Origin of the sequence: Xanthomonas arboricola pv. populi (genome assembly GCF_002939945.1) — a bacterium.
In the GTDB taxonomy this organism is placed as follows: domain Bacteria; phylum Pseudomonadota; class Gammaproteobacteria; order Xanthomonadales; family Xanthomonadaceae; genus Xanthomonas; species Xanthomonas arboricola_A.
In genome coordinates this window covers 1,090,699-1,104,076 of record NZ_MDEB01000001.1, presented here as the reverse complement: position 1 = coordinate 1,104,076, position 13,378 = coordinate 1,090,699, and the positions used below count along the sequence as shown (strand labels likewise).

General features: G+C 67.5%; 10 protein-coding genes. All 10 read left to right on the top strand.

What is annotated here, in order from left to right; genetic code table 11:
• The first annotated feature begins 75 nt into the window (after positions 1-75).
• The 10 genes from XaplCFBP3123_RS05370 to ftsA all read left to right on the top strand — a co-directional run bounded on the left by XaplCFBP3123_RS05370 (position 76) and on the right by ftsA (position 13,207).
• Complete coding sequence (locus XaplCFBP3123_RS05370) at positions 76-1,944, top strand: peptidoglycan D,D-transpeptidase FtsI family protein (protein WP_104533065.1); 1,869 nt, start codon at positions 76-78, stop codon at positions 1,942-1,944.
• Positions 1,945-1,952: 8 nt separating this feature from the next.
• Positions 1,953-3,428 carry a UDP-N-acetylmuramoyl-L-alanyl-D-glutamate--2,6-diaminopimelate ligase gene (locus XaplCFBP3123_RS05365; protein WP_172453116.1) on the top strand — a complete coding sequence of 492 codons (1,476 nt, stop codon included), beginning with the start codon at positions 1,953-1,955 and terminating at the stop codon, positions 3,426-3,428.
• Positions 3,425-4,918: a UDP-N-acetylmuramoyl-tripeptide--D-alanyl-D-alanine ligase gene (locus tag XaplCFBP3123_RS05360; RefSeq protein WP_104533063.1), complete on the top strand. Its 1,494-nt coding sequence runs from the start codon at positions 3,425-3,427 to the stop codon at positions 4,916-4,918. Before XaplCFBP3123_RS05365 ends, XaplCFBP3123_RS05360 begins: the two co-directional genes overlap by 4 nt.
• Positions 4,908-5,993, top strand: a complete 1,086-nt coding sequence (gene mraY / locus XaplCFBP3123_RS05355) for a phospho-N-acetylmuramoyl-pentapeptide-transferase (RefSeq protein ID WP_104533062.1) — start codon at positions 4,908-4,910, stop codon at positions 5,991-5,993. Before XaplCFBP3123_RS05360 ends, mraY begins: the two co-directional genes overlap by 11 nt.
• A complete protein-coding gene (gene ftsW / locus XaplCFBP3123_RS05350) occupies positions 5,993-7,366 on the top strand; it encodes a putative lipid II flippase FtsW (protein ID WP_104533061.1) in 1,374 nt (457 codons plus the stop codon). The genes mraY and ftsW overlap by 1 nt, the downstream gene beginning before the upstream one ends.
• Positions 7,363-8,643 (top strand): undecaprenyldiphospho-muramoylpentapeptide beta-N-acetylglucosaminyltransferase, encoded by a 1,281-nt coding sequence (murG, locus tag XaplCFBP3123_RS05345; RefSeq protein ID WP_104533060.1) that lies wholly within the window; start codon positions 7,363-7,365, stop codon positions 8,641-8,643. Before ftsW ends, murG begins: the two co-directional genes overlap by 4 nt.
• Positions 8,640-10,073: a UDP-N-acetylmuramate--L-alanine ligase gene (murC, locus tag XaplCFBP3123_RS05340; RefSeq protein ID WP_104533059.1), complete on the top strand. Its 1,434-nt coding sequence runs from the start codon at positions 8,640-8,642 to the stop codon at positions 10,071-10,073. Before murG ends, murC begins: the two co-directional genes overlap by 4 nt.
• Positions 10,070-11,026: a D-alanine--D-alanine ligase gene (locus XaplCFBP3123_RS05335; RefSeq protein ID WP_104533058.1), complete on the top strand. Its 957-nt coding sequence runs from the start codon at positions 10,070-10,072 to the stop codon at positions 11,024-11,026. The genes murC and XaplCFBP3123_RS05335 overlap by 4 nt, the downstream gene beginning before the upstream one ends.
• Positions 11,027-11,138: 112 nt before the next feature.
• Positions 11,139-11,975, top strand: a complete 837-nt coding sequence (locus tag XaplCFBP3123_RS05330; RefSeq protein WP_104533057.1) for a cell division protein FtsQ/DivIB — start codon at positions 11,139-11,141, stop codon at positions 11,973-11,975.
• The gene (gene ftsA / locus XaplCFBP3123_RS05325; protein ID WP_003485272.1) at positions 11,972-13,207 is read left to right on the top strand and encodes a cell division protein FtsA; all 1,236 of its coding nucleotides are present in this window, start codon (positions 11,972-11,974) and stop codon (positions 13,205-13,207) included. The genes XaplCFBP3123_RS05330 and ftsA overlap by 4 nt, the downstream gene beginning before the upstream one ends.
• Positions 13,208-13,378 lie beyond the last annotated feature (171 nt).

Here is a 13,378-nt window from a genome sequence, read left to right as displayed (position 1 = left end):
GCCCATGACAAAACGGCAGGACAGCCGTTTTGCACGGCGAAGCCGCCCGCAGGGTGGCGCACACGGAGGTGCGCCATGAAGGCCGGCCGCAACCGCGCGCGCAGCAATTTCAACCTGCGTGGCCGCCTGATGCTGGTCGGCATCGCGCTGGGCCTGTGCTCGGTGACGCTGATCGGCCGGGCGGCGTTCGTGCAGCTGGTCAACCGCGATTTCTACCAGCGCCAGGGCGAAGCGCGCTACCTGCGCGAGCTGCCGATCGCCACCTCGCGCGGCATGATCACCGACCGCAACGGCGAGCCGCTGGCGGTGTCCACGCCGGTGGAATCGATCTGGGTCAATCCGCAGGAACTGTTGCGCAACCCGGATCGCATTCCCGAGCTGGCCAAGGCGCTCGGCCAGCCGCTGGACGAGTTGAACGCCAAACTGGCGCAGAAGGCCGGCAAGGAATTCATGTACCTGCAGCGCCGGATCAACCCGGACAAGGCGCATGCGATTGTCGATCTGAAGATCCCCGGTGTGTTCTCGCAGCGCGAGTTCCGTCGCTTCTATCCGCAAGGCGAGGCGATGGCCCACGTGCTGGGCTTCACCAATATCGACGACCGCGGCCAGGAAGGCCTGGAGCTGGCCTTCGACGAATGGCTGCGCGGCAAGCCGGGCTCCAAGAAGGTGGTGCGCGATGCGCGCGGCGCGATCGTGGAGAGCGTGGATCTGGTGCGTCCGGCGCAGCCGGGCAAGGACCTGACGCTGAGCATCGACCGCCGCATCCAGTTCCTGGCCTACAAGGAACTGCGCAACGCGCTGGTCGAAAACAATGCTGCCGGCGGTTCGATGGTGGTGATGGATGTGGCCACCGGCGAAGTGCTGGCGATGGTCAACCTGCCCACCTACAACCCGAATTCGGTCACCGGCATCAATCCCTCGGCGCGCCGCAACCGCGCGGTCACCGATCTGGTCGAGCCGGGCTCGACGATGAAGCCGCTGACCGTGGCCACGGCGCTGACCGCCGGCGTGGTGACCAAGGACACCGTCATCGACACCAACCCCGGCTACATGTCGGTGGGACGCTTCACCATCCGCGATGTGCCGCGCAACAACGGCGTGCTCAACGTCACCGGCGTGATCACCCGCAGCTCCAATATCGGCGCGGCCAAGATCGCGGCCAAGGTGCCGGACCAGACCTTCTATCAGTCGATTCGCAACTTCGGTTATGGCGCTGCGCCGCATAGCGGGTTTCCTGGCGAATCGGCCGGTGTGGTGCTGCAGCCGGCACGCTGGAGCGGCCCGTCCAAGACCACGATGTCGTACGGCTACGGCCTGTCGGTGACGCCGCTGCAGATCGCGCAGGCGTACGCCACGCTGGGCAATGGCGGCAAGCTGACTCCGCCGACCTTCGTGCGCGGCCAGCACAACGAAACCCGCCAGGTGGTCACCCCCGACGTGGCGCGCCAGGTCATCGACATGATGGAAACGGTGGTCACCCAGGGCGGCGCCAAGGGCGCGGCGATCCTGGGCTATCACGTGGCCGGCAAGACCGGTACCGCGCGCAAGAACGGCGCCAACGGGTACGAGCGCGGGCATTACAACGCGCTGTTCGCCGGGCTGGTGCCGGCCACGCGTCCGCGCTTTGCCACCGTCATCGTGATCAACGATCCGCAGGGCAAGGTGTATTACGGCGGCCTGGTGTCGGCGCCGGTGTTCCACAGGGTGATGGAAGGCGCGTTGCGGCTGATGGACGTGCCGCCGGACGACATCCAGTCGTGGCTGGCCGCGCAGGCCGCCGGCAAGACCGGGCAGCCGGTCGTCAAGCCGCAGCCGGCCGATCTGGACCCGGCGTTGGTGCCGGATCCGGTGGACGAAGTGTCTGCCGGCATTCCCACCGCCGTTGCGCCGGCTGCGCTGCCCGCACCCGCCCAGCCTGCTCCATTGCAGGAGAGCCGCCAGTGAGCCGCAGCATGCCGCTGTCGCAGCTGTTGCCGGACGTGCCGCTTGCGCACGATGTGCAGGTGTCGGGCCTGGTGATGGACAGCCGTGCGGTGCGTGCGGGCGATGCCTTCGTGGCGATCGCCGGTTTCGGTGCGCATGGCCTGGGCTTCGTCGACCAGGCGCGCGCCAATGGCGCGGCGGCGCTGTTGTTCGAGCCGCCGGCGCCGGCCGATCTGCCGGCACCGGCCGACGCGATCGCCGTGCCCGGTTTGCGTGCGCGCCTGGGCGCGATGGCCGATCAGTTCCACGGCCAGCCCTCGCAGGCGATGCGGATGGTCGGCGTCACCGGCACCAACGGCAAGACCTCGACCGTGCAATTGCTGGCGCAGGCCCTGACGCTGCTCGGCACCCCTGCCGGCACGCTCGGCACCCTGGGCGTCGGCCTGTATGGCAGCGCCGTGCCGACCGGTTTCACCACGCCGCTGGTGCTGCAGACGCATGCGTTGCTGGCGCAGTTGCGCGACGAGGGCGCGCAGGCCGTGGCGATGGAAGTCAGCTCGCATGCGCTGGACCAGGGCCGCGTGGATGCGGTGCATCTCGACGTGGCGGTGTTCACCAATCTCACCCGCGACCATCTCGATTACCACGGCGACATGGCGCAATACGGCGCGGCCAAGGCCAGGCTGTTCACGCGCGCCGGATTGAAGGCCGCCGTGGTGAATCTGGACGATGACTTCGGCCGCACGCTGCTGGCCTCGCTCGACCCCGCGCTGCGCGCGATCGGCGTCAGCTCGCGCGCGCAGACCCAGGCAAGCGTGCGTGCGCAGGCACTGCAGCTGGATCACAACGGCATCAATTTCGCGCTGCATCTCGGCGGCCAGGTGCATCCGGTGCACTCGCCGCTGCTGGGCCGCTTCAACGTGGACAACCTGCTGGCCGTGGCCGGCGCGTTGGCTGCGCTGGACATCGCGCCGGCACGGATTGCCGAGGCGCTCGGTCGGTTGCAGCCGATCCATGGCCGCATGAACCGCTTGGGTGGTGCACACGGCGCACCGTTGGTGGTCGTCGACTACGCACACACGCCCGACGCGCTGCAACAGGCATTGGCCAGCCTGCGCGCGCATGCGCAGGACCGGCTGATCTGCGTGTTCGGCTGCGGTGGCGAGCGCGACACCGGCAAGCGCCCGCTGATGGCGGCCATTGCCGAGGTCAATGCCGACGTGGCGATCGTCACCGACGACAATCCGCGTGGCGAAGATGGCGATGTGATCGTGGCCGATATCCTGCGCGGCTTTGCGCGCCCGGATGCTGCGATCGTGCAGCGCGATCGCGCCGCGGCGATCCATCAGGCCATCAGCATGGCCGGTGCCTCCGACATCGTGCTGATCGCCGGCAAGGGCCACGAGCCGTATCAGGAAATCGCCGGTGTGCGGCATGCCTTCGACGACGCCATCGTGGCGGCGCAGGCCTTGTTGCCGCGTACCGTACTGGGAGTGCGCGCATGAAGCTCACTCCGCTGTCGTTGATCGCCCACTGGGCCGGCGGCGAGCTGCATGGCGACGACGCCATGATCGACGCCGTCGGCAACGACACCCGCACGTTGGCCAACGGCAGCCTGTATGTGGCGCTGCGCGGCGAGCGTTTCGACGGACACGACTTTGCCGCGGACGCGGTGGCGCATGGCGCCAGCGGCTTGCTGGTCGATCGCCTGCTGCCGGCGCTGAGCGTGCCGCAGGTACTGGTGGAAAATACCGAACTGGCCCTGGCGCGTATCGCTGCCGGCATGCAGCGCGACCGCGCCACGCGGGTGATCGCCTTGACCGGCTCCAACGGCAAGACCAGCGTCAAGGCCGTGCTGCTGGCCATCCTGACCGAGGCCGGGCGTGTCGACGGCACCACCGTGTACGCCACGCCGGGCAACCGCAACAACGAGATCGGCCTGCCGCTTGCGGTGATCGCAGCGCCGGACGATGCGGATCTGGCGATCTACGAAATGGGCGCCGGCAAGCCGGGCGATATCGCCTATCTCACCGAGATCGCGCAGCCGCACGTGGCCCTGGTCAACAACATCGCGCCCGCACATCTGGAACGCCTGGGCAGCCTGCTCGGCGTCGCCCGCACCAAGGGCGCCATCTACGCCGCATTGCCGGCCGATGGCGTGGCGGTGATCAATGCCGACGATGCCTTCGGTGCCTGGTTCGAGCAGCAACTGCATGCGCACCCGGTGCAGGGCCGTCGCGTGTTGCGTTACGGCCTGCAGGCCAGTGCCGACATCACCGCGCATGGCTTGCGGCTGCAGGCCAGTGGCGCGCAATTCACCCTGGTGACCCCGCAAGGCCAGGCGCAGATCGCGCTGCCGTTGCCGGGCCGCCACAACGTGCTCAACGCGCTGGCTGCGGCCGGCCTGGCGTTGGGTGCGGGCATCGCCTTGCCGATCATCGCCGCCGGTCTGGCGCAGGCGCGCCCGGTGGCTGGTCGCCAGATCACCCACACCCTGCCCAGTGGCGCGGTGCTGATCGACGACAGCTACAACGCCAATCCCGGTTCGCTGGATGCCGCCATCGACACCCTCGCCGCTGCTGCTGGCGAGGGCTGGCTGGTGCTCGGTGACATGCGTGAACTCGGCCCGGAAGGCGCGGCCTTGCATGCCGCCGCCGGACGTCGCGCGCGCGCGGCCAAGCTGCAGCGCCTGTACGCGCTGGGCGAGCTCAGTGCCGCCGCCGCACAGGCGTTCGGCGAGGGCGGCCGCGTGTTCGCCACCCATGCCGCGTTGATCGCGGCCTTGCAGGCGGATCTGGCGCAGCTCGCCGTTTCGCCGACTCAAACGCAGGAATCTTCTTCGATGCACGAACACACCGGTGCGGCGGCGCAGGCTGCCGCCACCACGGCGCAAAACCCGCCCACGCTGCTGGTGAAAGGCTCCCGTGGCAGCGCCATGGACCGCATCGTCGCCGCGCTGCGCGCACCGGCGGAGGACGCATCCCATGCTGCTTGAGCTGGCGCGTTGGCTGCAGCAACTGGAGAGCCTGTTCGGGCTGTTCAACTATCTGACCTTCCGCGGCATCCTGGCCGCGCTGACCGCGCTGTTCCTGTCGCTGTGGATGGGCCCGGCGGTGATCCGCAAGCTGGCCCAGTTCAAGGGTGGCCAGCCGATCCGCCAGGACGGCCCGCAGACGCATTTCTCCAAGGCCGGCACCCCGACCATGGGCGGTTCGCTGATCCTGCTGGCGGTGACCTTGTCGGTGCTGCTGTGGGGCGACCTGCGCAACCGTTACGTGTGGTTGGTGCTGGCGGTGATGATCTGTTTCGGCGCGATCGGCTGGTACGACGACTGGATCAAGATCGTGCGCCGCGATCCCAACGGCCTGAAGTCGCGCTGGAAGTACCTGCTGCAGTCGATCTTCGGCCTGGCCGCAGGGTTGTTCCTGTACTACACCGCCGACGTGCCGGCCGCGATCACCTTCTACATCCCGATGTTCAAGTCGATCGCGCTGCCGCTGGCCGGCGTGAGCTTCGTGGTGATCGCCTATTTCTGGATCGTGGGCTTCTCCAATGCGGTGAACCTCACCGACGGCCTGGACGGTCTGGCGATCATGCCGACCGTGCTGGTGGCCTGCGCGCTGGGCGTGTTCGCCTACGCCTCGGGCAATGTGGTGTTTGCCGAATACCTGAAGATCCCGCTGATTCCCGGGGCCGGCGAGCTGATCATCATCTGCTCGGCGATCGCCGGCGCAGGCCTGGGCTTTCTGTGGTTCAACACCTATCCGGCCATGGTGTTCATGGGCGACATCGGCGCGCTGTCGCTGGGCGCGGTGCTCGGCACCATCGCGGTGATCGTGCGCCAGGAACTGGTGCTGGTGATCATGGGCGGCGTGTTCGTGATCGAGACGCTATCGGTGATGATCCAGGTCGCCAGCTTCAAGCTGACCGGCAAGCGCGTGTTCCGCATGGCGCCGATCCATCACCATTTCGAACTCAAGGGCTGGCCGGAGCCGCGCGTGATCGTGCGCTTCTGGATCATTTCGGTGGTGCTGGTGCTGATCGGCCTTGCCACGTTGAAGGTGCGCTGATGAACGACATGTCCCGCCAGGCCACGCGACTGGACGCCATCGGCGGCCGCTACGACCCGTGGCTGCTCGGGGCCGCGGCCACGCTCGCCTCGCTGGGCGTGGTGATGGTGGCGTCCAGCTCGATCGAGCTGTCCGACAACCCGTTCTATTACCTGACCCGCCACCTGCTGTTCCTGGGCATCGGCGTGGGCCTGGCGTTCTGGGCGATGCGTACCGAGCTCAAGACCATCGAGCAGTACAACCAGGTGTTGCTGCTGGCCTGCTTCGGCCTGCTGATGGTGGTGTTCGTGCCCGGCTTGGGCAGCAGCGTCAACGGCGCCAAGCGCTGGATCAACCTGGGCGTGTCGAAGTTCCAGACCGTCGAAGCGGTCAAGGTGCTCTACATCGTGTGGCTGTCCAGCTATCTGGTGCGCTTTCGCGACGAGGTCAACGCCACCTGGCCGGCGATGCTCAAGCCACTGGGTGTGGCGATCGCACTGGTCGGCCTGCTGCTGATGCAGCCGGACTTCGGCTCGTCCACCCTGTTGCTGGCGATCACCGCCGGCATGCTGGTGCTGGGCGGGGTGAACCTGCCGCGCATGTCGATGCCGATCGTGTTCGGCCTGCCGGTGTTCGCCTTCATCGCGATCCTGGAGCCGTACCGGCTGCGTCGCATCACCTCGTTCCTGGACCCGTGGGCCGACCAGCTTGGCTCCGGCTATCAGCTGTCCAACGCCTTGATGGCGGTCGGCCGTGGCCAGTGGACCGGCGTGGGCCTGGGCGCCTCGGTGCAGAAGCTCAACTACCTGCCCGAAGCGCATACGGACTTCATCTTCTCGGTCATCGCCGAAGAACTCGGCTTTGTCGGCGTGTGCGGGGTGATCTCGCTGTATGCGCTGCTGGTCGGTCGGGCGTTCTGGCTGGGCATGCGTTGCGTGGAAATGAAGCGTCACTTCTCCGGCTACATCGCCTTCGGCATCGGGTTGTGGATCAGCCTGCAGAGCTTCGTCTCGGTCGGCGTGAACCTGGGCATCCTGCCGACCAAGGGCCTGACCCTGCCGCTGATTTCCTCCGGCGGTTCGTCGGTGTTGATGACCTGCGTGGCGATGGGCCTGCTGCTGCGCGTGTCCTACGAGATGGATCGTGCCGAGCGCCTGCGCAGCAAGTTGTCGCCGCAGGGCGCGGGCGCGCCATCGGCCGAGCCGGCCGAACCGGTGGTCGAATCGGTCGCGCCAGCCTATGCGCCGGCGCACAAGCCGCAGCGTGACCCGGTTGCCGCCGCACCCGCAGCCGCACCGGTCGCTGCAGCATCGGTGGCACCGGCGTCGGCCATCCTGCGCGGCACCAGCCGCATGCAGTCGCGTGTGGAACCGACCTTCGGGAGGATTGCATGAGTGCTCATGCGAATCCCTCGCAAACACCCGAACATCCATGTGCGGGGAGTCGACCAGTGATGATTCTGGCTGGCGGCACCGGCGGGCACATCTTCCCGGGTCTGGCCGTGGCCAAGGTGCTGCGCGCGCGTGGCGTGCCGGTGACCTGGCTGGGTGCCGATGGCGCGATGGAAACCCGGCTGGTGCCGCAGCACGCCATTCCACTGGACACGCTGGCCATCAGCGGCCTGCGTGGCAAGGGCCTGATGAAATTGCTCGGTGCACCGGTGCGGGTGATGCGCGCAGTGCGCGCCGCCGGTTTCGTGCTGCGCAAGCGCCAGCCGCGTGCGGTGATCAGTTTCGGCGGCTTCGCGGCCGGGCCGGGTGGCCTGGCGGCGCGGCTGCTCGGCGCGCCGCTGCTGGTGCACGAACAGAACCGCGCCCCCGGCATGACCAACAAGGTGTTGTCGCGGTTTGCGCGCCGTGTGCTGACCGGTTTCCCAGGCAGCTTTGCCGGCGAAGAAGCGGTGGGCAATCCGGTGCGCGCGGAAATCGCAGCGCTTCCGGCGCCGGCCGCACGTCTGGTCGGCCGTGGCGGTGCCGTGCGTGTACTGGTGCTCGGTGGCAGCCAGGGCGCGCGCGCATTGAATCAGGCCGTGCCGGCGGCACTGGCCGCGCTTGGCCACCCGGATGTGGACGTGCGCCACCAGTGCGGTGAAAAGCTGCGCGCCGAAGCAGAGGCGGCATACGCGCAGGCGGGCGTCAACGCCAGCGTCGAACCGTTCATCGCCGACATGGCCGCCGCCTACGCCTGGGCCGATCTGGTCGTGTGCCGCGCCGGTGCATCGACGCTGGCCGAACTGTGCGCCGCCGGCATCGGCAGCGTGCTGGTGCCCTTCGCCGCAGCAGTGGACGACCACCAGACCCGCAATGCCGAATACCTGGTCGGCGCCGACGCCGCCGTGCTGCTCAAGCAGGACGACACCCTGGCCGTGCGGTTGCAGCAGGTCTTGCAGACCCTGCTGACCGACCCCGCCCGCCGCTTGGCGATGGCCCAGGCCGCCCGCACCCTGGCCAAGCCGGATGCCGCCGAACGCATCGCCGACATCATTCTGCAGGAAGCCGGGAGTGGGGAATCGGGAATGGGGAATGGGCAAAGCTCAGAACAATTGCAGGAACACACATTGATGCACGCAGACAAGCGCACCGACCAAGTATCCGTCGCTGCAGGCGCTCCGCTCCACACGATTCCCGATTCCCGATTCCCGATTCGCACCTCCACCGGAGGTGCCGCGTGATCCGCCGTCTGCAGGACAGCGGCGATCTGGTGCGCGCGTTTCCGCGCGTACATTTCGTCGGTATCGGCGGCACCGGCATGAGCGGCATTGCCGAGGTGATGCTGACGCTGGGCTATGAAGTCTCCGGCTCGGACAACTCCGATAACGTGGCGACGCGGCGGCTGGCCAAGCTGGGTGCGCGGGTGATGCGGGGGCATTCTGCTGCCAACGTGCTCGGCACCGATTGCGTGGTGGTGTCCAGCGCGATCCGCGAAGACAACCCCGAGTTGATGGAAGCGCGCAGCCAGCGCATTCCGATCATGCCGCGTGCGGCGATGCTGGCCGAGCTGATGCGGTTCCGTCGCGGCATCGCGGTGGCCGGCACGCATGGCAAGACCACCACCACCAGCCTGGCCGCAGCGGTGCTGAGCGAGGGCGGGCTGGATCCGACCTTCGTCATCGGCGGGCAGTTGCTGGCCGCCGGTGCCAACGCCAAGCTCGGCGGCGGCCAGTGGCTGGTGGCCGAGGCCGACGAAAGCGATGGCAGCTTCCTGCGTCTGAATCCGCTGATGGCGGTGATCACCAATATCGATTCGGATCACCTGGAAAATTACGGCAACGATTTCGCACGCATCCAGGCGGCATTCGCCGAATTCCTGCAGCGCCTGCCGTTCTATGGCCTGGCGGTGCTGTGCATCGACGACCCGGAAGTGGCCGCGCTGGCGGGCAAGACGCCGCGCCACGTGATGAGCTACGGCATGAGCGAAAACGCCGATGTGCGCGCCGAAGACGTGGTGCAGGACGGCCCGCGCATGCGCTTCACGCTGCGTCTGCCCGAAGGCACCACCACACCGGTGACGCTCGCCTTGCCGGGGCGTCACAACGTGCTCAACGCACTGGCAGCCGCCGCGATCGGCTGGCAGCTGGGCGTGGCACCGGAGACCATTGCACGGGCGCTGGAAAATTTCGCCGGCATCGGCCGCCGCTTCAACGACCTGGGCGAAGTCACCACCACCACCGGTGCGCGCGTACGCGTGGTCGACGATTACGGCCACCATCCGCGTGAGCTGGAAGCGGTGTTCGCCGCCGCCCGCGGCGGCTGGCCGGACAAGCGGCTGGTGGTGGCATTCCAGCCGCATCGCTACAGCCGCACCCGCGATCAGTTCGACGCCTTCGCCGCGGTGCTGAGCACCGTCGATGCGCTGGTGCTGAGCGAGGTCTATCCGGCCGGCGAAGCGCCGATTCCGGGCGCCGATGCGCGTGCACTGGCGCGCGCCATCCGTGCACGCGGCCGCAGCGAACCGGTGGTGGTCGGGCAGATTTCCGGCCTGGCCGAAGTGTTGCCGGACGTGCTGCAGGACGGCGACCTGTTGCTGATGATGGGGGCCGGCGATATCGGCTATGTCGCACAGCACATCATCAACAACGGTTTCACCGGAGCGAGCGCATGAGCGCGGTGATTCCCAACGCACGCATCAGCGACCCGGCCGCGTTCGGCCGCGTCGCCGTGCTGCTCGGCGGGACTTCGTCCGAGCGCGAGGTGTCGTTGAATTCCGGCAGCAACGTGCTCGATGCTCTGCGCGCGCGGGGTGTCGACGCGCAGCCGGTCGACGGCATTCCGGCCTTGGCGCAGGCCCTGGTCGCGCAGCGCTTCGATCGCGTCTTCAACGTGCTGCACGGCCATAACGGCGGCGGCGAAGACGGCATCGTGCAAGGCCTGATGGAAGCCTTCAAGGTGCCGTATACCGGCTCCGACGTGCTGGGCTCGGCGTTGAGCATGGACAAGATCCGCACCAAGCAGGTGTGGCTGTCGCTGGGCCTGTCCACGCCGCGCTATGCGCGCCTGGCCGCCGGTGCCAGCGCCGACGACATCCATGCTGCCGCACGGCAGATCGGCTTGCCGGTGATCGTCAAGCCGGCCAACGAAGGCTCCAGCGTCGGCATCAGCCGCGTGTTCGATCAGGCCCAGCTCGAACAAGCCGTGGGGCTGGCGGCGCGCTACGACGGCGCGCTGCTGATGGAGCAGCTGATCGAGGGCGACGAACTCACCGTGGCCGTGCTCGGCGAGGTCGCATTGCCGTCGATCCGCATCGTGCCCAAGGGTCAGTGGTACGACTACAACGCCAAGTACCTGGCCGACGACACCCAGTACCTGTGCCCGGGCCTGGACGGCGATGCCGAGACGCAGATCCGCCAGCTCGCGCTCGATGCCTTCCGCGCTGCCGGCGCCCGCGGCTGGGGTCGCGTCGATGTGATGCGTGACCGCGCCAGCGGGCAGCTGTATCTGCTCGAAGTCAACACGGCCCCCGGCATGACCAGCCACTCGCTGGTGCCCAAGGCCGCGCGCCAGCTCGGCATCGATTTCGAAGAACTGGTCTGGCGCGTGCTGGAGCAGACGCTATGACGCCGGGAATGGGGAATCGGGAATCGGGAATCGCAAAAGCGACAGCCGGCAGTGCGCCGCTGTTGACGATTCCCTATTCCCGATTCCCCATTCCCGCGCGCGGAGCGCGCGCATGAACGCCACCCTGCGCATCCTGGCGTGGTTGCTGGCGGTGGCGCTGGTCGCGTTGCCGGTGGTGGCTGTGCTCAATGGTTGGGTCGGTGCCGAGCGTTGGCCGTTGGCGCGGTTGCGGGTGTCGGGCGACTTCAAGCGGGTGCCGGCCGAAGAGTTGCGTGCAGTGGTCTTGCCGTATGCGCGCTCGGGCTTTTTTGCGGTGAAGTTGCAGAATGCGCAGGACGCCATCGCGCGCTTGCCGTGGGTGGAAAGTGCGCAGGTGCGCAAGCGTTGGCCGGACGTGCTGGAAGTGCACGTCACCGAGCACAAGCCGTTCGCGCGCTGGGGCACCGACCGCATGTTGTCCGAGCAGGGCCGGTTGTTCCGCACTCCGCCGTCGTTGAAGGATTTCAAGTTGCCGCAACTCGGCGGCCCGGACAGCAAGACGCAGGATGTGGTGGCGCTCTACAACGAATCGCGCGCGCTGTTCGCACCGACCGGGCTGGATGTGGAGCGTCTGGAAATGGATGCGCGCGGCAGCTGGTCGCTGGGCCTGAGCAACGGCGTGCAGATCGTGATCGGGCGCGACGACGCCCGCGCCCGCCTGCAGCGTTTCGCCCGCGTGCTGCCGCAGCTGGCCGACCCGCAACGCCCGATCGCCCGCGCCGACCTGCGCTACACCAACGGCTTTACGGTGGAACGGCGAATGGAGAATGGGGAGTCGGGAACGGATAAAAAGCCGAAGCCAGTGACGCCCGCTGCGCCGCACACGTTTGTCCTGAACTCTCCCCGCATCCGTGCACCGCTGTTGACCATTCCCCATTCGCTATTCCCTATTCCCGGCTTTAAGACATGAACCGCAAAGGCGACAAATCCCTCATCGTTGGACTGGACATCGGCACCTCCAAGGTCGTCGCGCTGGTCGGCGAGTATTCGCCCGGCAATCCGATCGAAGTGATCGGCATCGGTTCGCATGAATCGCGCGGTCTCAAGCGCGGCGTGGTGGTGGACATCGAATCCACCGTGCAGTCGATCCAGCGCGCGGTGGAAGAGGCCGAGCTGATGGCCGGCTGCGAAATCCGCTCGGTGTACGCGTCGATTTCCGGCAACCACGTGCAGTGCAAGAACTCGCCCGGCATCGTGCCGATCCGCGACGGCGAAGTGACCTGGAGCGATCTGGAGCGCGTGCTGGATGCGGCCAAGGCCGTGGCCATTCCCGCCGACCAGCGCATCCTGCATGCGATCCCGCGCGAGTACGTGCTGGACGATTCGCAGGAAGGCATCCGCAATCCGGTCGGCATGACCGGCGTGCGCCTGGAGGTGCATGCGCATCTGGTGGTGTGCGCGCAGTCGGCCGCGGCCAACATCACCAAGTGCGTGCAGAAGTGCGGCCTGCAGGTGGACGACCTGGTGCTGTCCTCGCTGGCCTCCAGTGTGGCGGTGTTGACCGCCGACGAGCGCGAACTGGGCGTGGTGCTGGTGGATATCGGCGCCGGCACCACCGACCTGGCGGTCTACGTGCAGGGCGCGATCTGCCACACCGCATCGCTACCCATCGCCGGCGACCACGTCACCAACGACATCGCGCACATGCTGCGCACGCCGACCCCGGAAGCCGAGCAGATCAAGGTGCGCTATGCCTGCGCGCTGGCGCAGCTGGCCACCGCCGAGGAAAGCATCCAGGTGCCGTCGGTGGGCGACCGCCCGCCGCGTCGCATGCCGCGGCATGCGCTCGCGCAGGCGGTGCAGGGCCGTTACGAGGAAATCTTCGAAATGGTGCAGGCCGAATTGCGCCGCTCCGGTTTCGAGGAAATGGTGCGCGCCGGCATGGTGCTCACCGGCGGTGCCTCGAAGATGGAAGGCGTGGTCGAACTGGCCGAAGAGATGTTGCAGATGCCGGTGCGTGTGGGCATTCCCCAGCACGTCACCGGCCTGGGCGAAGTCGTCGGCAACCCGGTGCACGCCTCCGGCGTGGGCCTGTTGCTGATGGGCAGCCAGATCGAACACCCGCGTCGCCCGTCGATCCCGACCGGACGGGCCGGGAGTTTGTTTAAAAAATTGAAGAATTGGTATCGCGGGGAATTCTGAAGAATCGGGAATCGGGATTCGAGAATTGGTTGAAGCAAAGGCAAAGCGGTTGCGGCAGGTTTGCGTGGAGAGCGGTGAGAGCGGGCAGGGCGTAGTTTTTTTTGTGGTTCCGCCGAGGAAGCAGTGGTTGGCGTGGAGGTGATTCGCTGTTGCGATTCCCCATTCCCAACC